General features: G+C 43.2%; 17 protein-coding genes. 5 read left to right on the forward strand and 12 right to left on the reverse strand.

All coding sequences use genetic code 11. From position 1 onward, the window contains the following. Positions 1–6 precede the first annotated feature (6 nt). Positions 7–942, forward strand: coding sequence for a bifunctional biotin--[acetyl-CoA-carboxylase] ligase/biotin operon repressor BirA (birA, locus tag LPB220_RS07030; protein ID WP_150906304.1), 936 nt, complete (start codon positions 7–9; stop codon positions 940–942). Between the two features lie 110 nt (positions 943–1,052). Here birA and LPB220_RS07035 read toward each other — a convergent pair whose 3' ends face one another. The 3 genes from LPB220_RS07035 to LPB220_RS07045 all read right to left on the reverse strand — a co-directional run bounded on the left by LPB220_RS07035 (position 1,053) and on the right by LPB220_RS07045 (position 4,195). Then, positions 1,053–1,565 (reverse strand): hypothetical protein, encoded by a 513-nt coding sequence (locus LPB220_RS07035; protein ID WP_150906305.1) that lies wholly within the window; start codon positions 1,563–1,565, stop codon positions 1,053–1,055. 140 nt (positions 1,566–1,705) lie between these two features. After that, positions 1,706–2,866: an N-acetylmuramoyl-L-alanine amidase family protein gene (locus LPB220_RS07040; RefSeq protein ID WP_150906306.1), complete on the reverse strand. Its 1,161-nt coding sequence runs from the start codon at positions 2,864–2,866 to the stop codon at positions 1,706–1,708. A 381-nt stretch (positions 2,867–3,247) separates the two neighbouring features. After that, entirely contained in the window at positions 3,248–4,195 is a 948-nt protein-coding gene (locus LPB220_RS07045; protein WP_070449127.1) for an N-acetylmuramoyl-L-alanine amidase family protein, read from the reverse strand. Positions 4,196–4,718: 523 nt separating this feature from the next. Here LPB220_RS07045 and LPB220_RS07050 point away from each other — a divergent pair. Both LPB220_RS07050 and LPB220_RS07055 read left to right on the forward strand, forming a co-directional pair. Beyond that, the gene (locus LPB220_RS07050; protein WP_150906307.1) at positions 4,719–5,822 is read left to right on the forward strand and encodes an ABC transporter permease; all 1,104 of its coding nucleotides are present in this window, start codon (positions 4,719–4,721) and stop codon (positions 5,820–5,822) included. A 1-nt stretch (position 5,823) separates the two neighbouring features. Then, positions 5,824–6,513 (forward strand): ABC transporter ATP-binding protein, encoded by a 690-nt coding sequence (locus tag LPB220_RS07055; RefSeq protein WP_150906308.1) that lies wholly within the window; start codon positions 5,824–5,826, stop codon positions 6,511–6,513. Positions 6,514–6,697: 184 nt separating this feature from the next. On the opposite strand, the gene LPB220_RS07065 is transcribed toward LPB220_RS07055, so the two are convergent. The 9 genes from LPB220_RS07065 to LPB220_RS07105 form a co-directional block, all read right to left on the reverse strand. Then, positions 6,698–8,023, reverse strand: coding sequence for a sensor histidine kinase (locus LPB220_RS07065; RefSeq protein ID WP_150906309.1), 1,326 nt, complete (start codon positions 8,021–8,023; stop codon positions 6,698–6,700). Beyond that, positions 8,020–8,673: a response regulator transcription factor gene (locus LPB220_RS07070; protein WP_013903782.1), complete on the reverse strand. Its 654-nt coding sequence runs from the start codon at positions 8,671–8,673 to the stop codon at positions 8,020–8,022. The genes LPB220_RS07065 and LPB220_RS07070 overlap by 4 nt, the downstream gene beginning before the upstream one ends. Positions 8,674–8,745: 72 nt before the next feature. Then, on the reverse strand, positions 8,746–10,122 hold the full coding sequence (locus LPB220_RS07075) for an ABC transporter permease (protein WP_150906310.1): 1,377 nt from the start codon (positions 10,120–10,122) through the stop codon (positions 8,746–8,748). A 12-nt stretch (positions 10,123–10,134) separates the two neighbouring features. Next, entirely contained in the window at positions 10,135–10,773 is a 639-nt protein-coding gene (locus tag LPB220_RS07080; protein ID WP_201037522.1) for an ABC transporter ATP-binding protein, read from the reverse strand. A gap of 9 nt (positions 10,774–10,782) precedes the next feature. Beyond that, entirely contained in the window at positions 10,783–12,045 is a 1,263-nt protein-coding gene (locus LPB220_RS07085; protein WP_150906312.1) for an ABC transporter permease, read from the reverse strand. A 181-nt stretch (positions 12,046–12,226) separates the two neighbouring features. After that, positions 12,227–12,865, reverse strand: a complete 639-nt coding sequence (locus LPB220_RS07090; RefSeq protein ID WP_191904598.1) for a YesL family protein — start codon at positions 12,863–12,865, stop codon at positions 12,227–12,229. Positions 12,866–12,969: 104 nt separating this feature from the next. Beyond that, on the reverse strand, positions 12,970–14,532 hold the full coding sequence (locus LPB220_RS07095; RefSeq protein ID WP_150906314.1) for an extracellular solute-binding protein: 1,563 nt from the start codon (positions 14,530–14,532) through the stop codon (positions 12,970–12,972). A 9-nt stretch (positions 14,533–14,541) separates the two neighbouring features. Next, the gene (locus tag LPB220_RS07100) at positions 14,542–15,438 is read right to left on the reverse strand and encodes a carbohydrate ABC transporter permease (protein WP_014713543.1); all 897 of its coding nucleotides are present in this window, start codon (positions 15,436–15,438) and stop codon (positions 14,542–14,544) included. Positions 15,439–15,453: 15 nt separating this feature from the next. After that, the gene (locus tag LPB220_RS07105) at positions 15,454–16,371 is read right to left on the reverse strand and encodes an ABC transporter permease (RefSeq protein ID WP_021153492.1); all 918 of its coding nucleotides are present in this window, start codon (positions 16,369–16,371) and stop codon (positions 15,454–15,456) included. A 195-nt stretch (positions 16,372–16,566) separates the two neighbouring features. On the opposite strand from LPB220_RS07105, the gene LPB220_RS07110 reads away from it, so the two are divergent. Together LPB220_RS07110 and LPB220_RS07115 are read left to right on the forward strand one after the other, a co-directional pair. Next, positions 16,567–18,234 carry a sensor histidine kinase gene (locus LPB220_RS07110; protein ID WP_049491961.1) on the forward strand — a complete coding sequence of 556 codons (1,668 nt, stop codon included), beginning with the start codon at positions 16,567–16,569 and terminating at the stop codon, positions 18,232–18,234. Continuing rightward, positions 18,215–19,759, forward strand: a complete 1,545-nt coding sequence (locus tag LPB220_RS07115) for a helix-turn-helix domain-containing protein (RefSeq protein ID WP_225305903.1) — start codon at positions 18,215–18,217, stop codon at positions 19,757–19,759. Before LPB220_RS07110 ends, LPB220_RS07115 begins: the two co-directional genes overlap by 20 nt. The last annotated feature ends 35 nt before the right edge of the window (positions 19,760–19,794 follow it).

Consider the following 19,794-nt stretch of genomic DNA (forward strand, 5'->3'; position numbering starts at 1 on the left):
GGTCTTATGAAAACACACGAAATCCTCTTTCAAACCCTTTCTCAGGCAGATGATTATGTCAACGGGGAGCAGCTGGCAAAAGAACTAGGTGTTTCCCGCACCTCTATCTGGAAGGCTATCCAACGGCTAGAAAAAGATGGGGTCGTTATCGAATCCCTCAAAAAGAAGGGCTACAAACTGGTCTCAGGCGATATTCTGCTACCTGATGTGATCGCAAAAAATACCCAATTGACCGTTTCCTTAAACGAACAATGTAGCTCCACCCAATTGGACGCCAAATTAGGCATAGAAAGCCATCAAGAAGGCAAGGCCCTCTACCTAGCTAATTCGCAGGCTGCTGGAAAAGGTCGCTTTGGTCGTGACTACTACTGTCCCGATCAAGGGGGCATCTACATGTCCCTTCATCTCAAGCCTCAACTGCCCCCTGCGGAGCTCCCCCCTTATACCCTCATGGTCGCTGGAGCCATCTTCAAGGCTATTAAAAACCTGACCCTGATCGATATCGATATCAAGTGGGTCAACGATATTTACTACCGCCATAAAAAAATTGGGGGAATCCTCACCGAAGCTATCACCTCGATTGAGACTGGTCTCGTCACGGATGTCATTATCGGAGTCGGTCTCAATTTAGCCATTCCTACTTTCCCAGAAGAGCTAGAAAGTAAGGCAGGTTCCTTATTTGAAGGGCCTTGTCCCATCACCCGCAATGACCTCATCAGTGAGATCTGGAAGGAATTCTTCCAAACAGATGTCGATGAACTGGTCTACCTCTACAAAGAGCGCTCCCTGGTCCTAGGACGAACCGTTACTTTTGATCAGAACCAACAGACCTATCAAGGCCTCGCCAAAGATATCTCTGATACCGGCCAACTCTTGGTCCAATTAGACAATCAGGAAGAAATCTGGCTCAATAGCGGAGAAATCTCTTTGACGAAATGGTGAGAACGAGTATAGAAAAAAGCCACCCGAAGGTGGTTTTTTTGATCTATTTTGAAAGCTCCTTCTAACCAAAGACTACGGAACTTCATTCTTTTTAAGATATCCAAAACTTGTTACGTCTTTAGCTCTTGCTCCATTTTTTCTACAAAGCGATTTAATGCTGTTTGCACTTTTTCTAGGAGCTCTGTTTGCTGAGAATCACTGACCTCAACTTGGTTAGTGATCCCATCTTTCTCCGTATGGAAATAACTAGCATGTAGTAATACCCACTTTTTATCTAATGAAAAGGCTACATCTATTTTTTCACCCTCAATGATCGTTGAAGAGGTAATCAAGATTTTATTGTCATCTGGACTAGGAACTCGTACCATCCATTTCAAATCCCCATCCATTTCCAGTTGGTCTATGCCACCCACACGTCTGATCTCTGCGTCTGAAGGAATCCCATAGCCAGCTTCTCTAATGGTATTGGCATTACGATGATCAAGTATTCTTGCCAGCAATTCAATTTTATTTTTAGATGAAAAATTTGGAGTTGGTTGTTCATCCGGAACAAAGAGAAGCCAAGCTACTAACACAGTCATTCCTAATAATAGAAAGATCAATCCTTTTTTTAGCACAGACATCCTCCTTTCCTCACTTCTTTTCTAGCTCCGCTTCGATGTATGTCTAGTATAGAACAAACCACCGCGAGGGTGGTCTGTTATTATCATAATTAAAAACACCCCAAAAGTTAGAAAAATTTAGCTTTTGGGGTGTTGATATATTAAGGCTTATTAGTAATAAGTGCCCCATTATCAGAGAAAGAGTATGAAACACCGTTTATTATTAAAGTTTTATTTAATGCAAGTGCTCCACCATCATTTGGGTCTGCATAACGTTTTGTTCCGTTATATTCAAACCATCCTGTTATTAATTCACAAGTAACTGGATCGAAATAATATTCTTTTCCATCTATAGTATAAGTATAACCACAATATGCCCCTTCTGATGTAAGGTAATACTTCTTCCCATCTATGTCTTGCCAACCTAACAGTCGTTCTCCACTTTTTGGATCATAATAATACCATTTTTTAACATCAACTTGTTGGGATATCCAACCTGTCTTCATATCGGCATTAACTGGGTCGAAATAATATTCTTTTCCATCTATCTTATTGAAACCTTTTAATGCATAATTATAAGTAGAATAGTCTATAAAGTAATACCATTTACCATCTATCTGTTGCCACCCCTTTAATCGGGCTCCACTTACAGGATCGTAATAAGACCAATCTGTACCATTAAGTCCTGGCGTAGATATCCAACCTGTCTTCATATCGGCATTAACTGGGTCGAAATAATATTCTTTTCCATCTATCTTATTGAAACCTTTTAATGCATAATTATAAGTAGAATAGTCTATAAAGTAATACCATTTACCATCTATCTGTTGCCACCCCTTTAATCGGGCTCCACTTACAGGATCGTAATAAGACCAATCTGTACCATTAAGTCCTGGCGTAGATATCCAACCTGTTTTCATATCACCATTAACTAGGTCAAAATAATAATCTTTTCCATCAATATTTTGCTTACCTTGAGCCATCCAACCTGAATTAAAATAATACCATTTTCCATCTATCTGTTGCCACCCCTCTAATCGGGCTCCACTCACTGGATCAAAATAAGACCATTCTTTGTATAGACTACCATTAGTATTCCTATGCTCCTCTAAATACCAGCCGGTTATCATATAACCTCTTTCATCAAATCTATAAATATTGTTGTCAATATAAGCTAATGTATCTTTATAATAAGATCCATTATTTGTTGAATACCACCAACCAATATTATCTTGATGCCAATCAGCCTTAACTTGAGATGGTAGAGCTAAAAGCAATATTACTAATGCACCACCTAACAAAAGCTTAGTTATTTTTTTCATTTTTTTCCTCCTTATATCACCAGATGTATACGCTTTCATTGTAGCATCTTTATTACTTTAAATCAAATAATGTGTGGATAGAGTGAGGTCATAATCACCAAAATAAAATATAAAGTCTGTCACTGTACGTTTTTAAATAAAACAAGAGAAAATGTCATCTGGAATAGAACTCAAAAGTTAGTTTAAAAAATAACGTTCCCTACGTATTTAGAAATTATCAAAAGTTTAGCAACTAGTTTTATCAAAAACTAGCTATAAGTAAGGATCTAAATGAAGCTTCTTAACTACCAAATAACTCACTCTATTGTATAACGTAATTCTTTTTCATAGTTAAAAACACCTCAAAAGTTAGAAAAAATTGACTTTTGAGGTGTTGACCATTTAAGGCGCATTATTGATAAGAATGCAATTGTAATCGAATGTGTATGAAATACCATCTATAATTAAAGTTTTATTTGATGCAAGTGCCCCACCATCGTTAGGATCTGCATAATATTTGTTTCCCAACGCCTCAAACCAGCCTATCTTCAATTCACAAGTATCTGGATCAAAATAATAATCTTTTCCATCTATTTTTCTATGATTTCTCAATGCCCCATTCCAACCAAAGTAATACTTTTTCCCATCTATTTCTTGCCAACCTTCTACTTTGGCTCCACTTACAGGGTCGAAATACAACTTTTCTGTCCCATAATGGTATTGTTTAGATACCCATCCTGTTTGCATATCACAATTAATCGGGTCGAAATAATAATCTTTTCCATCTATACTCCAGAAACCAGTTACTGCATGGTAATATTTAGGAAAGTAATACCATTTACCATCTATATTTTTCCAACCTTCTACTTTGGCTCCACTTTCAGGGTCAAAATAATTCCAAATTGTATTTGAATTTTGTTGTTCGGATCGCCAACCCGTTTTCATATCACCATTAACAGGATCAAAATAATATTTTTTCCCATCTATGTTTTGATCACCCATAAGTGCCCCGTCTTTAGTAAGATAATACCACTTTCCATCTATATTTTGCCAGCCCAGTTTTTTATCACCATTTACTGGATCAAAATAAGACCAGTTTTTGATAATCCCATAATTACTATCATTACGCTCCCATATTAGCTGCCAGCCGGTCATCATATAGCCTCTATCATCAAATTTATACCACTTCTCGTTAATCTTAGCTTCCGTGTTTTTATAATAAGAACCATCGTTTAGTGAATACCACCAACCAACATTATCTTGATGCCAATCAGCCTTAACTTGAGATACTGGAGTTAAAAACAATATTACTAATGAACCACCTAGCAAAAACTTAGTTGTTTTTTTCATTTTCATTTCCTCCTTATGTTTTTTGTATACGCTTTCATTGTAGCATGTTTATTTCTCTAAATCAAATAATGTGTGAATATAAGGAGAGCTACTATCAATGAATTTAAGGACAAACTAAAAAAATTCTCACATTTTTTTATAACAACAGAGGCACTTACTCCTCTACTTATTTTCTTCCAAAACATTGCCAATGTCCATTTAATGTCAAATACAATCTGACTTATCTATCAATTGTTTATTTATCGATTGCGAAATTCCCTAAAACTAGTAATTTGAAAAATAATAAAATTTTAAAAATCTTAAATTAAGTCTTGAATATTCATCATAACAAACTCTCAACTTTTCGGAAATCGTTTCTTTTTTTAGAAAAATATAATTTCATTATTTATCATTCAATAATTTTTGATACCTTCATACTTCCCCAAACACCATCCCCCTATTATCCCCCCACTTGTGGTATGATGGTAGAGTATGTTTAGGTGCCAAGCTACTTGAGCACCTCCGTGCTAAAAGGAGAACGAATATGAAAATCGCATGGAATGAAATGAAATACCAACCCAAGAAGTTTATCCTGATTGAACTCCTCATTACCATCCTCATGTTTATGGTGGTATTCTTGTCCGGTCTGACAAATGGACTGGGCCGGTCGGTATCGGCCCAAATCGATAACTATGGGTCGCTACATTACATCCTTTCAACAGATTCAGAAGGGATTATCCCCTTTTCAACTATTACGGCGAAAGATGTAGATGAGGTCCAAAAGATAGAGGGGGTGGACTATTCTGGCTTGTCCATCCAGCGGGCAACCGTCTCAAAATCAGAGGATTCCAACACTCTGGATATCACCTACTTCGCAACCGATCACAATGAAAAAGAGATCCTCAATCCAATCATGGAAGATACAGACCTCAAGATCTCCGACTTAAAGAAAAACGAGGTCATTTTGGACAGTTCTTTCAAAGAGGATGAGGGGATCCAAGTCGGTGATCAAGTGATCGATAAAACCTCTAAGCAAAAACTCAAGGTCGTGGCCTTCGCGAAAAATGCCAAATACGGCTACAGCGAGATTGGCTTTATCAGCTCTGAAACCTACACAGGTATGCGGCAAAAAACAGATCCAAGCTATCAATGGCAAGCCCAAACCCTAGTGACTAAGAAAAACATCCCTTCTAGCGATCTAGCCAGCAACTTAATGGTGGCGGATAAGAAGCAGGTGATCGATAAAATCCCTGGCTACAAGGCTCAAAATCTGACGCTACGGATGATCACGTGGGTGCTCTTACTCGCTTCTTCTGCTATCCTTGGGGTTTTCTTCTATATCCTCACCCTGCAGAAGTTGAAACAGTTCGGCGTCTTGAAGGCCATTGGCATGTCCATGAGCCAGATTACCTATGTCCAACTATCCCAGCTCACCATTATCTCCCTCATCGGAGTGCTGCTGGGACTTGGCTTGGCAACCATAATGGCGCCATTTTTACCCAATAGCGTCCCTTCCTTTATGACCCTGAAAGACAACCTCACCATCTCGGTTAGCTTTATCCTAACTTCTATTTTGTGTGGTGCCTTGTCCCTTGTCAAAATAAAAAAAGTAGATCCAATCGAAGTCATTGGTGGAAATGGAGAATAAGATGGCCATTATTGCATTAGAAAATATCAGAAAATCCTACGCCGATGGTAGCCAGATGCACCATGTCCTAAACCAGCTGAATTTAAACGTCGAACCCAACGAATTTGTCGCGATCTTGGGCCCTTCAGGATCCGGTAAATCCACTCTCTTAGCTATCGCTGGTTTGCTTTTATCAGCGGACGAGGGGCGGATTTCTATCGTTGGCCAAGACTTGACCGGCCTCAACCAAGGCCAGTGGACGCAAAAACGGCTGGAATTGCTCGGCTTTATCTTTCAAGATCACCAGCTCCTCTCCTATATGAAAATCGGTGACCAGTTAGAACTGGTGGCCAAATTAAAAGGGGAGAAGGACAAGAAAAAACGCCAAGAGGAAGTCAAAGCCTTGTTGGCAGATCTAGGCATCGAAGCTTGTTACCACCAATACCCGAATCAGATGTCCGGTGGGCAAAAACAACGGGCAGCCATCGCTCGGGCCTTCATCGGAAATCCACAGGTCATTTTAGCCGATGAACCAACGGCTAGCCTAGACCCAGATCGAGGGCAAGAAATCGCCCAGTTGATCCAGAAAGAAGTCAAATCCAAAAACAAGAGCGCCATCATGGTGACCCATGACCGCTCCATCCTGACCTATGTGGATACCATTTATGAATTAAAACATGGCCAACTGCTAAAGGTAGAAAAGGTTGATTAAATACAAGAGAGTGGGACAGAAATCGGTAATTCGTTAGAATTCGATTTCGTCGTCCCACCTCCGCACAGTTGAGTAGGGCTGTAAAAGCTGATGAAATCAGCGTAGTAGAGCCCACTCAACCACTGCGTCTTGCTCGACAATCCAAAAATAATTGAGAGGCTAGGACTTTTGTCCTAGCCTCTTTTTATTCTTGTGGATCTTTGGGCAGTTCCATACGGAAGCGCAAGCCCATAGCTGTTTTATCAAATTGGTAGGCCAGTTCTTCATGGTCTAGCAAGTGTTGGACCACAAAGAGTCCCAAGCCGCCTTCCTTCTTCTGACGGCTAGCGGTCATTGGCAGCTCAGCGGTCTCTACCATTTCCTGGCTGGTATTTTCAACAGCCAAGTTCGTCCCTTCCCCTTCGAGTCGGAGCTGGATCTCTCCTCCGGCATCCGAATGCTTGACGGCATTACTGATGACATTTGAGAGGACCAATTTCAGAATCGCTGGGTCCATATAGACTGGTTTGGCTGGGATCTGATTGTCAATCGTGAGCGAGCGAGATTGAGCCAAGACCTTATACTGGTCGAGGATCTGCTCTACGACCTGATCCAACTGGATCCACTCCTTATCTCCGGCCAATTCTTGGAAAGAGGAGAGAGACAGGATTTCTAGGACGATCTGGTTCATCTCATCGACGATATCGAGGGAGACCGACAGATAGCGGTCCCGGTCCTTGTAGCGGCCGATCTTATCCCGCATATTTTCAAGGATAATCTTCAAGCTGGCTAGCGGCGTCTTGAGCTCATGCGAGGCTCCCCGTAGGAATTCAACCTTCATCTGCTCCAACCTCAGATTTTCCTGTTTTTGCTGTTCTAGATTGTCGATCACTTCTAGGAGATGGTGATAGAGATCGTTGATCTGTTGCTTGAGGACGCCAATCTCATCCTGCGAATGAATGGGAAGACTGGCTGTCCGATCCAAGCGCTTCATCCGCTTGGTCATCTGCTTGATCTCCAGGATCGGAGCAGAAATCAGGCGGGCATAGAGATAGGAAGCAATCACTGACAGGACAAAGGAAGCAAGAAGACTATAGGGAAGAAAGCCCAGACTGATGTCCCGCGCTTCCTTTTGCGAATCGACGGTCGCTAAGAATTGCAAGGTCAAGTCCTTTCCCTCTTTGGTCTGGATTTTTCGCTCTTCAATGACCAGGGAATTGTTCTGGCTATCAGGGTTCAGGAGCAGGTCATCCTTGACCTCTAGGGCATTCTGTTTTTCCTTGCCCTTGATCGAGACCTTGATATCATTGGTCTTGGAATAAAGGTCGATGACCGACTCAATGGTTCCTTCTTCCTGCCCTTGGAAACTCTTGGCCAGGGCCTGCGATTTCTTCAAAATCGTCTGGCGCTGGGACTCGATATAGGTCGACGGGAAAATAAAGTAAACCGAAGCATGTAGAAGGATGACTAAGCCACTAAATAGGGCAAAGGTGATCAGAAAGATCTTTGCAAAGATACTCCGTTTGGTCATGGTCTCTCCAATTTATAGCCGACATTGCGTACCGTTACGATACAGTCCAGCTCTAGTTTTTTTCGTAGTTCCTTGATATAGACATCGATCACCCGGTCAAAAGGAATCTCCTCCGTCTCCTTCCAGACGGCATCGAGGATCTGAGAGCGGGTCCGGGCCTTGCCTTCATGCTGGAGCAAGTATTCCAAGATTTCCAACTCCTTGGCATTCATGGAGATGGCTTGCCCAGCTAGACTGGCTGTATAGCTCTCAAAATCCACCCGTGCCTCTCCATAGGTGAAGACCCGGGAAGGCTGGAGCTTTTTAAAAATAGCTTCGATACGGACCTTCAAGAGGGACAAGGAAAAGGGTTTTTCCAGGTAGCCGTCCGCCAACTCTCCAAAGGCCGTCAACTTATAGTCTTCGTCATGGAAGGCCGTCAGCATGAGGACAGGGACCGAGCTGGTCTTCCGGATGGTCTTAAGGACCTCCAAGCCATTGAGGATAGGGAGCTGGATATCCAGCAAGACCAGATCTGGCGCTTCTCTGTGAAAGAGGTCTAGGGCCTCCTGCCCATCGCCTGCTTCAAAGATCTCATAGCCACATTCCATGAGATAGTCGCTCATCCCTTCGCGAATCAGGACTTCATCTTCTACGATTAGTATCTTCATACACTTTCCTTTTATCTAAGAAACTTCTTCTACCTCCTATTATACCCTATTTCTATTTTAGGAAACAATCTCTTATTCGACATCCACCAAGAGATCTTTTGGTTTCTTATGCAAGAGCCATTGAGAAGAAAGGATGGATACCAGAATCAAGAGGAGGCCGCCAACCAAAACAATCACCAGCAATTGGCTCGGTTGGATGTCCATATGGAGGTCTGTCAGGGTCTTACTGAAGCTTTCTGCCTCAGCTCCACCACCAAGGTTGGCTGCAGAGGATTCTTGAGCCATTTGTTTGGCAATGCCACTGGTTACGTTCTTAAGCACCGTATCTCCCACAGCTTTGGCAAGAAGTCCTGCAACTCCATAGGAAAGGAGGAAGGCTGGGATGGAAATCATGACCAATTCTGCTACGAATTGTCCCGCAATCTGTACCTTAGAGAGTCCTAGAGCCAATAAGATTCCCACTTCTCTGCGACGGGCATTGAGCCACAAGACGAGGAGAAGGGTGAGAAGCAAGCTAGCAAAGACGAGGCTACCGATAAACAAGTAGTCCGCCACTTGGAACATGCTGCTGATCGATTTTTGCAAGGCCGGGTAGTTGGAAGAGCTCTTAACCAAGTCATAGAGGTTCCAGTCAATGTCGAGTGCTTTGATTTTTTCGATCAAGGCATCCAGGTCCTGATCCCCCTTGGCAAAGAAGGTCGCATCCTCATAGGTAGCTGTTTGAACAGTATTGCCATAGAGCTTGGCAGCTGTATCTAGGTCAGAAATGAGCGTATCTTCATACAACTCTTGGGCGTAAGTCAGAGGAGCTTGGTTCTTCCCTGAGAACAGACCCTTAATGGTCACTTCGACGGTTTCATTGGCCCCTTTTTCATTGTCAGCATCATAGAGATTGGACTTGAGACGCACCTTATCGCCCACCTTGAGGCCATTCTTTTTCGCCAAATCTTCGTGCATGAGGATTTGGTTTTTATCCTTATCCGTCAGGTGCTCCCCTTGGACCAGCTTGTAGGCTCCAGAGACAAATTTATCTTCTTTTGAAGAGTCATTGACCCCCGTCACCATCAAGGTGTTCTTGAAGTATTTGGCCCGCTCTGGAGATTGATTTTGCAGGGTTTCTTCAGTCTCAATGATCTCGTGATCTAGGATATCTGCGATGGCATTGATCCGCTTGATAGAGGAGGTGATCCCCTCTACCTGGCTGATTTTTTCGATATCTTCTCCTCTGAGATTCCCAGCTCCCCGAGGGGTTCCCGGATTGGTCCTGCGGTTGATCTGCATGGAGAAGCTATTGGTGATGGATCCCAGGCTTTCCGATGAAGCTTTTTGGGTTGCCCCCTTCATGGAGAGTCCGATCAAGCTCAAGGTCCCCATGAGGAGAATGATGGCAAAGAGCAGGAGAGACTTGGGCCATTTCCGTGTGATATAAGCAAAAGCATTGCGCAACATAGCATTCCCTCCTTACTTGCTCTTCTCAACGAGGCTACGGCGACTCAATTCCAAGACCACATCGGAGGCCTCTGCCACTTCCTTACTGTGGGTGACGACGATGACACATTTTTGGCGTTCCTTGGCCAACTTCTTCAAAATGGCAATGATGTCACCAGCTGTCTGTTCGTCAAGGTTTCCAGTCGGCTCATCCGCCAAGATGACAGGTGCTTCTGAAACGAGCGCACGCGCAATGGCTACCCGCTGTTGCTGCCCTCCAGATAATTGCAGGACATTGCGTTTGATTTGCGTTTCGTCCAATCCCAATTCCAAGAGAATGTCTTTCCCAGCTTGTTTGTTGACCAGGCGGACATTTTCAAGTGGCGTCAAATAATCAATCAGATTGTAATTCTGAAAGACCAGGGAGACATGGTGCTTGCGGTGGTAGCTAGACCCTTTGGTCTGGATGTCCTCCCCATCAAAGAGAACCTGTCCCTTCTTGGGATTGTCCAGACCAGCCAAGAGGGAGAGGAGGGTCGATTTCCCTGCTCCAGACTGACCGATAATGCTGTAAAATGTCCCATTTGCGAACTGATAGTTCACGTCTGAGAAGATCTCTTCTTGGTAGCTTTGGTAACTATAGGATACATGTTTGAGTTCTAACATAAGTATCATTTCTCCTTAACTCATTTTTGTTAATATTTCTTTTGGGCTCTTGCGCCAGATCATGCTGGTAGTTACACCGAGCGACAAAAGGATCAAGCACAAGAGGCTAGCATAGGCGATTCCTAAGGAAAGGCCTTGAGGGACTTGGTTGAGCAAGTCTAGGGTCTGCTGTTGACCGGTCTGTCCGACAAACTGCTCTAAGAAACGATGGCTGACCATCCGCCCGATGAGAAATGCTGGGATCACCGCTAGTAAGGATACCAGCACCACCTCCAAGAGGAACTGTCTAAAGATCCGGCCCTTACTCTTCCCAATGGATAAGAGGACGCCGATTTCATGGATCCGCTCCCGTGTCCAGAGACTGAGTAAGAGCGATAGAGCACCGGCTCCCGTCACCAGGAGGACGATCATCATGATCCGCACCAGGCCTTCTAGGGTCTGAGAGGATTCCTTCATCTGGTCAAAGGCCTTGCGATCTTCGACCACGCGTAGAGACTGCCAATCCAGATCCAAGCTTTTAACTTGCTTCAAGAGGGCATCGATTTTCTCAGGATCTTTGACGCCAAAGGTGACCTGCGTCACTTCTTGCTGACTGAGACCAAGGAGCTTAGTCGCATCCTCATAAGGGAGGTAGACTTGGTTTTCACTCAAATCAGAGGTCATTCCTGTGAATTTTTCCTGTTTCTTACCTGAAAAGATCCCTACGATTTTAAAGGTTTGCTCTTTGGCAGGAGTCTCTCCCATCTGAAAGCTGGATAAGGTCAAGGAATCTCCGACCTTAAGCTTGTTCTTCTTAGCCAACTCTTGGTGGATCAAGATCTGGCCACGAGCCTTGTCGGATAAGTGTTTGCCTTGCACCAGTTGGAAACTGCTACTGCGGAAATCCAGGTGCTGGTCTGTCTTCTGGGTAAAGACAGCACCTAGCGCTTGTTTGGCTTCCTGACCCAAATCATCCCGCTCTACCGACTGCTGCCCAGTCACCGCTTCTTTACCAAGAATGCGAACGGGACTTTCATATTGAGGAACCATGGTTCCTACCCCAGCTATCTGCTGCACCTTTTCAGCCTCCTTCAGAGCAAAGGGCCTATCCCCCTGCTTACTGGTCAGGGCAAAGCTGGTCCCAGCCGACTGCTTGATATGTTCCTCCAGTCTTCCTCCTACTTGCATCAGTGAAAAACAGAAATACAAGCAAGAGAGGATCAAGAGGAGAATCAGAAAGAGGACCAGATTCCTCGTTCTTTTTCGAGAAATATAGGCTATTGCCTGTTGTAAGAGCATGATCTCACCCTCCATTTCAAGGTCCACGACAATACAATGTGGACGCTTTCATCATTTGTTATAGTTATTATAGAAAAGAAATGTGAAATGTTTATGAAATAAAAAAAGTTTCCTAGATTTTCTAGGAAACTTTATTCGATTTAAATAATATTAGAAAAATATACTTCCCACTTGCTTGACCTTATTTTTCAAAGATTTCTCCTTCTTGGATCCTTGAAAAGATCTGATCGGTCAGTCGGACATTCAAGAAGCTCCAAAGAGCAAAACCACCAAAGGTAAAGAGATAAATAGCTGTCAGTAACCGTTCAGGACTACTAAGACTGATATAAACTACTGCTAGATTGAAGAAGACAAGAAAGATGGTTTGAATAGGATTTAAGAGAGCAATGAGGAAACTATTCAGACAGACCTTTCTTGTAGGATCTTCAAAGAGGCCGATATAAGGGAAGATCAAGGTCATCCCTCCACATAGAAGAACGATAAAGGGAAGCAAGATCCAAATGCCATACTCACTTAAGAAGGCCGTATTTGAAAAAAGACAGTAATCCAGATAAAGTAGCACTGATAGTCCTAGACAAGTCAGCCAAATCACTGTCGCTTGCTTGAAATTGGCGCGAAAGAGACGGAAAAAATGAAAGACGAGATCCGAATCTTCCCCTTTCAACAAGCGGTGCCACATGGTTGCTAAAGCCGTAAGCGATACACCGATCGTGAGAATCGGAAGGCAGCAAACGATAAACAAGGTGTTCAAGATAATAATGTCTGTCAACCGGGTCAAGGTCTTGACCAAGCGTCCATTCAATGAAAATAATTTTTGCATCTTCTTCTCCTTGTTCTTCATCTCAATTTCTGCTAGTTCCTCCAAGGAAGCACTCAGGGGCCTTAGGCCCCTGAGTTACTTACTTGAATCACTTTAGACCCCTATTACTTCACTTCTTTTTGGTAACGATCATAGGCATCCTGTTGAATCTTCATAAAGTCATCAATGCCCATCTTCTTCAAGGTTGCTTTGTAATCATCCCAATCCTTTTCGACGCCCCCTTCGACAACCCATTTAGAAGCTTGTTGGGTAACATAGGAGTTGATATCGACATAAATAGAGGACAATTTGTTCAATTCTTCTTGAGAGTAGATAACATTTGGATAGGCTGGCAAAGCGTATTGTTTCAATTCTTTGTCCATCTTCAATTTGAGGCCATCACCTTGTGTTTGGTCGATGTCGACATGACTATTGATATCATCAGACACATATTTTGGTCCAAAGTCACGAAGGGAATTGATCCAAGCCCATTCATCGGCTGATTTACCATCTTTTGGAGCCAAAACCTTGTACTTGTCGCCATCTTTTTCAGTCGCAATACCAAAGGAGCCATAGAAGTTTTGGATGCTGGCATCATCCGTGTAGAATTTATCCAACCATTTGAGCAATTTTGCAGGGTCCTTGCACTTATTCGTGATCAGGATTTCATTGCGTCCATAGTTCAAATGATCTGGGTCAGAAATGACATATTGTTTGCCATCAGGGCCTTTTAATGCTGGGAGAGGAGCATATTCGCTGGCATGTTGGCCAAAGGTTGCATCTGCTGTCCAACCACTTGATACACCGACACGCGCCACACCCTTGTCCATCCGTTTGGCAACAGACATGGAGGTATCTTCTGTAAAGAGTTCAGGGTCGATCAAGCCTTTCTTGTAGGCTTCATGCATCGCCGCTATCCCTTGTTTATAACTTTCTTCCGTCCGGAGGTAGACCGGTTTGCCATCTTTGACGGACATTTCATAGGTATTATCTCCACCAAGACGGTTGTTGAATGGCAAGATATAAGAGAAGGTCGGGTCAAAGTTACCTGAGCCAAATGGAATTTCATCATTGACATCGCCGTTGCCATTGGCATCCTTGTCCTTGAAGGCTTGTAAAACAGTCACCAATTCGTCATAGGTTTCGGGCATCTTCAAGCCAAGATTATCCAACCATTTCTTATTAATAAAGAGTTGGTTGCCGACGATTGGCCGCATTGGCAATTTCTTAGGCAGGCTGTAAATATGACCATCTGGGTTGGTCACCATGGCTTTTAATTTCGGTTCTTTTTCAAAGGCCTTGTTCAAGTTTGGCATATTATCCTTGATCAAGTCTTCCAATGGAATGAACATGTTTTGATTCTGAGCAATTTCAGAATCTGTGAAGGCATTGGATCCCAAGAATGCGTCTGGTAAATCTCCACTGGCAACAAGAACAGATTTCTTATCCGACCAGTCTGCAGCCACCATGGTATCCCATTTGATCTTGATACCTGATTCCTTGGCTGAATCATCTAGAAAACCTTTGTGATAGTCTTCCCCCCAATCCGACCAACGAACGGTCGTGATCTTGAAGATGTTTCCATCATTCTTGTCATTGCTTGATTTATTTGTGGAAGCTCCACAAGCCGTCAAGCCAGCTAAAGCAGCTGCTCCAAGGAGCAGATAGGCAAATTTCCTGTTTTTCATGATCTTCTCCTATTCTTTCAAGGCCCCTATCATGACACCTTGATTAAAGTATTTTTGGACGAATGGATACAGCATCATAATCGGTGCTGTTGAGATAACGATGGCTGCATATTTCATCATATCAGCCTTAATACGGAGGTCAGAAGCTACCTCCCCTGTTGCTTGCGATTGCAACATTTGATTACTAATTAAGAGACGGCGCAGGATCAGTTGTAGGGGTTGAAGATTTTCATTGGTCAAATAAATCAGGGCATTGAACCAAGAATTCCAGATCCCTACTGCTGTCCAAAGTCCAATAACGGCAATAATAGCCTTGGACAAGGGGAGCACGATCTTTCTGAAGTAATGAATGGTTCCGCAACCATCGATCTGGGCGGCTTCCCACATCCCTTCTGGAATACTATTGTTAAAGAAAGTTCGAGCTACAACGATATTGTAAGGAGATACTGCAAACGGTACGACCATTACCCAGAAGGTGTCGACCAAACCCAATTGTTTCACTGTCAAATAAATGGGAATCAAGCCCCCAGAGACAAACATGGGAACGATAAAGAAAACACTGACCCATTTCTTAGCAAAGAGGTCCTTTCGCGACAAGGCGTAACCAGCCGGGATATTAATGACCAGGGCAACGATGGTCCCTACAACCGTGTAGAGGATGGTGTTGAGATAGCTCTTTAGAAACAAAGGCTGCTCAATCAAGCGTTGATAGCCGTCTAGTCGCCATTCCCTCGGGATAAACCAAACCTTACCAGTTGCTACATCAGACGGATTACTGAAGGAGGCAATAATGACAAACCACAAAGGGTAGACAATCAACAGAATCAAGCAAATCGCTAGACCATAGATAAAAATATCAAAGAGGATTTCTGACTTGGTCTTTCTCGCATGTTGAAATAATTTCACAATTTCTCCTCCTTCCTAGAACAATCCCGTCTTGGTATAGCGTTTCGCAAACCAGTTGACCGACAGTAAGATGATCAAGTTAACCAAGGTATTAAAGAGACCGATCGCTGTCGAGTAACTATATTGAAAATTAATCATCCCCACTTTGTAGACATAGGTCGAAATGATTTCACTTCCTGCCAGATTGAGTGGATTTTGCAAGAGCAAGACCTTTTCAAAACCAACACTGAGTAGGCTTCCTGCTCTGAGAATCAAGAGAATCATCGCCGTTGGTAACAGTAAGGGTAAGTCAATATGACGGATCTTTTGCAATCGACTCGCCCCGTCCATAGTCGCTGCTTCATAAAAGGTCGGATCAATGGCTGATAAAGCGGCTAGATAGATGATACTATCCCAACCGATATGTTGCCAGACATCACTCCAGACATAGACACCTGCAAAGCTACCCGGTTTGGATAAGAGAGCAGGCATCTTTAAGCCGACCAATTTGAGGACATTGGCTAACAGTCCACTACTTGGAGAGAGAAAAAGAATAATCATCCCACACATGACCATGGTCGAGATAAAATGAGGCAAATAAGTTGTTACTTGAAAGATTTTTTTGAACTTGCCCACACGAATCTGGTTGCAAATGATGGCTAGAACAATCGGCAAGGGAAAACCAACCAGAATACTGTAAATAGAAATTTTCAAGGTATTCTTCATGGTTGTTGCAAATTGGAAGGATGAGAAGAACTGGTTAAAATACTTGAGACCAGCCCAAGGACTTCCAAATATCCCAGTAGCGGGAGAGTAATCTTTAAAAGCGATGACTAGACCCGCCATAGGGATATAGGCAAATAAAATCAATAAAATAATCGATGGCAGGAGCAGCACATATAAAGGAATATTTTTCTTAAATTTGCTCTGCTTCGCATTTACTTCGCTTTTCATAAGGCCCTCCTTTTCTTTCTCCTCTATTTTATAGGAATCCTTTCCATCTTTATAGAACTTTTTCGTGCATCTTCATTCACTTTTCCGTTTTCTCCACACAAAAACATGCACTTTCCCGATTTTTTTTACTTTACTATCGGTTTTGTTCATGAATCCGTTTTCAAATAGTGCTATAATATATGTGAGGTGCTCATTATGAAAGCTATTCACAGAAGTACACGAGATCACTCGATTCAATTTTTTTCGCGCCTACTCTTTCTCCTCTTAGTTGTCAATACCTTGATCAACCTTTTGATTGGTGGGATTAGCCGAAATTTTATTAAACACCAAAATATGCTCCATTTAGAGGACTCGATTCATATCTATGCGGATTCCTTAAATACAGAGCTTCACTCCGTTGAGCGTTTTATGTACAGTACCATTAGTCACAACGACTATTTGACAGAGCTCAATACTCCGCTTGATTTCACAAATTTTCATGAAAATCTAAAAAAACTGCGGATTGATTTCACGGAGTTTCAGTACCAGATGGATAGCCCCATTACCTTTTTCATAGAGACAAAAGATATCCCACATTTTTTCAACGCTTCCAGTCTTCAACTGCCCTACCTGGACTATGTACAATTGAAAGATCATCTTAAAACCTATGACAAAGAAACAGACAAGACCCGTCAAAAATGGCAACGAATCAGCCTGAACCAGCATGATTATCTCTTGAAATCCCTTCATTACAAGGGCAAGGCTATCTATGCCATCATTTCTACCCAGGATATTTTAAGACCCTTGCAAAAGCTCAATATTGGAAAAAAAGGGCGCTTATCCATCGAACGCCCCAATCAGATCCATGCTACAGATTCCGTTATTCAAGCCGGTAGCAATCAAACCCACCTGCCTTTTGATCTGTATGTGACGGTCGATTACGGGGACGTTTTCCGTACAAATATCGTACTTGAAACCCTTCTCTCCTTGGTCCCTTTGATCATCGCCGTTCTCTCTACCATTCTGATCCTTTATATTCGTCAACGGATGATCCAACCGATGAAACGACTCACCCAACGCCTTTCTCAGCTAGACGCTGCTTCCACCAAGCTAGATGTGATCGAAGACCAAGGGATCTTAGAGATCGATCAGGCCAATCACAAGCTCAATCAGGTCCTGATCCATATGAAAGACCTTCAAATTCGAGCCTACCACGCGCAACTCAACCTCAAAAAAGTCGAACTCAATTACCTCAAAAATCAAGTTCGACCCCATTTTTACCTCAACATGCTTTCCATGATTCACAGCATGCTGCAGACCAAGGACTATAAGGAAATCGAGGAGTTGACCAAGGTGACTTCCAACTACTTGCGTCACCTCTTTCAAGCTAACCAAGATTTCAATCGCTTAGTAGATGAAATCCAACATATCCGAAATTACCTAGAAATCCAAAAAATCCGCTATGGGGACAGCATCCACTTTGACCTGGACTGGGATCCTCATCTGAAAGATGCGGCTATTCCCCCTCTGCTTTTACAAACCTTTGTGGAAAATGCCATCAAACACGGCTTTTCTTTCCAAGATTCCTTCCACATTCAGCTTTCCATTCATGAAGAAGCAAACCAACATCTTGCCATTTCTCTTCAGGATAATGGTCCTGGTTTTAGCTCCGCTATCTTACAAGATCTAGAAGAGAAAAAATCCTTAGTCACTGAAGATGGCCACCACATTGGTTTGACCAATGCACGGGAGCGACTAGATCTCCTCTATCCAGATCACTACACGCTTCAATTTTCAAATGGATCCCAAGGAGGTGCCCGCATCCAACTGAGCCTTCCTTATGAACCCTACAAAGGAGACACACATGAATATCCTACTCGTTGACGATGATCGTTTTATCATTAAAGCCCTACAGGAAACCATCCATTGGGAAGCCTTGGGCATTGAGCAGGTATATACTGCCTCCAGTCTGAGCCAAGCCCAAGCCATCATTCAAAGTCACCCAATCGCGCTCATGATCAGTGATATCGAGATGCCACAAGGCAGTGGGCTAGATCTCTTAGCCTGGGTCCGGTCAGAAAAATATGATATTCAAACGATCTTCCTCACAAATTATGCTGATTTCAATTATGCTCAAAAAGCCATTGAACTCCAAAGTTTTGAATACTACCTTAAACCGATTGACCCCGACCGCTTAGAATTTATCATTCAAAAAGCCCTCAATAAGATCAAGCGCCACAAGAGTGCGACCCAATTAGCCCAGCAAGGGCAAAAAGAAGCTGAATTTTGGCATGACTACTTGCGAAAACCGCGTCCATCTCAAGCAGAACAGCTCCTTCAAGAAGTGACAAAACGGGGTTATAGTCCCAAACCACATGAAGGCTACCTCTTGGTCCTCATCACTCTCCACTTAGTTGAAGAAGACTTTCACCCCAGTGTCCCTTCTTGGCGCTTGCAACTCCGCCATTGTATCAAGGATCTCTCCCTAGATTTCCCTGTCCACTACTGCGCCCTCAGTAAAATCGAAAGCCAGACCGATCGCTACCTCTGCCTCTTCAAAAAGAATCAGACTACAGAGTGTGCAGACTTCCTAAAGGCTATCCAGCAGAAGATCCAGCAAGACTTAGACCGATCCTCTATCCTTCTCTATTCAGACGCCATTTCCCTTGAGACGCTCTTGATAAAGGCTCTGCAACTCTGCCAATACAGTGAAGAACAAGTCTTCCATTGGAAGAGTATCCACTCCTATGCTTCTTTGGGTCCAGCACTTCAAAAGCCTGCTCATCGGACATCGCTCACTTTTACAAATCAACTAGAGACAGAACAGCTCCTCCAAATTATCCATAGCTTAGAGACTCAAGATCGCATCCCGCTTTCAGCTCTGAGTGAACTCCAGCTAGACTGGACCCAGCAAATTGGGATTTATCTGGATAAGAACGGCATTCTCGCCCACAAGTTATTTCAAAACAAACACCATCAATTTCTATTCGAACGGCGGTTTCATGCCATCGAAGCTTTTGAAGCCTATATCGGGGATTACTGGAGCTCTGCTCGCCATTATGTGATCGATCTAGAACACCAATCCAATCTCATCCAGCGGATCACTGACTACATCGATCACCATTACAAGGAGGATATCAGTCGCACCAAGCTGGCAGAGATGGTTTTTCTTAGTCCAGATCATCTAGCACGGATGTTTAAGCGCGACACCGGCGAAACCCTGGTGAAATACATCACCGATAAACGGATGGCCGCCGCAAAAGAGATGCTATCGCAAAGCGATACCCCCATTTACCAAGTCGCTCTCCAGGTGGGCTATGACAACTACTCCTACTTTACAAAGGCTTTTAAACAAAAGGTCGGCCTCTCCCCAGGAGATTACCGCAAGCAATGCCAAGAAGCCTTTTAAAACAAGAAAAAAACCTTTGAAAAAAGATTTCTTTT

The sequence above is a fragment of the Streptococcus sp. LPB0220 genome (assembly GCF_008727815.1).
Taxonomy (GTDB): Bacteria; Bacillota; Bacilli; order Lactobacillales; family Streptococcaceae; genus Streptococcus.

What these genes read in the sequence shown, in the direction of transcription:
- birA (WP_150906304.1), top strand. Translation starts at nt 7, where the DNA reads ATGAAAACACACGAAATCCTCTTTCAAACCCTTTCTCAGGCAGATGAT.
- LPB220_RS07035 (WP_150906305.1), bottom strand. Translation starts at nt 1,565, where the DNA reads ATGTCTGTGCTAAAAAAAGGATTGATCTTTCTATTATTAGGAATGACT.
- LPB220_RS07040 (WP_150906306.1), bottom strand. Translation starts at nt 2,866, where the DNA reads ATGAAAAAAATAACTAAGCTTTTGTTAGGTGGTGCATTAGTAATATTG.
- LPB220_RS07045 (WP_070449127.1), bottom strand. Translation starts at nt 4,195, where the DNA reads ATGAAAAAAACAACTAAGTTTTTGCTAGGTGGTTCATTAGTAATATTG.
- LPB220_RS07050 (WP_150906307.1), top strand. Translation starts at nt 4,719, where the DNA reads ATGAAAATCGCATGGAATGAAATGAAATACCAACCCAAGAAGTTTATC.
- LPB220_RS07055 (WP_150906308.1), top strand. Translation starts at nt 5,824, where the DNA reads ATGGCCATTATTGCATTAGAAAATATCAGAAAATCCTACGCCGATGGT.
- LPB220_RS07065 (WP_150906309.1), bottom strand. Translation starts at nt 8,023, where the DNA reads ATGACCAAACGGAGTATCTTTGCAAAGATCTTTCTGATCACCTTTGCC.
- LPB220_RS07070 (WP_013903782.1), bottom strand. Translation starts at nt 8,673, where the DNA reads ATGAAGATACTAATCGTAGAAGATGAAGTCCTGATTCGCGAAGGGATG.
- LPB220_RS07075 (WP_150906310.1), bottom strand. Translation starts at nt 10,122, where the DNA reads ATGTTGCGCAATGCTTTTGCTTATATCACACGGAAATGGCCCAAGTCT.
- LPB220_RS07085 (WP_150906312.1), bottom strand. Translation starts at nt 12,045, where the DNA reads ATGCTCTTACAACAGGCAATAGCCTATATTTCTCGAAAAAGAACGAGG.
- LPB220_RS07090 (WP_191904598.1), bottom strand. Translation starts at nt 12,865, where the DNA reads ATGCAAAAATTATTTTCATTGAATGGACGCTTGGTCAAGACCTTGACC.
- LPB220_RS07095 (WP_150906314.1), bottom strand. Translation starts at nt 14,532, where the DNA reads ATGAAAAACAGGAAATTTGCCTATCTGCTCCTTGGAGCAGCTGCTTTA.
- LPB220_RS07105 (WP_021153492.1), bottom strand. Translation starts at nt 16,371, where the DNA reads ATGAAAAGCGAAGTAAATGCGAAGCAGAGCAAATTTAAGAAAAATATT.
- LPB220_RS07110 (WP_049491961.1), top strand. Translation starts at nt 16,567, where the DNA reads ATGAAAGCTATTCACAGAAGTACACGAGATCACTCGATTCAATTTTTT.
- LPB220_RS07115 (WP_225305903.1), top strand. Translation starts at nt 18,215, where the DNA reads ATGAATATCCTACTCGTTGACGATGATCGTTTTATCATTAAAGCCCTA.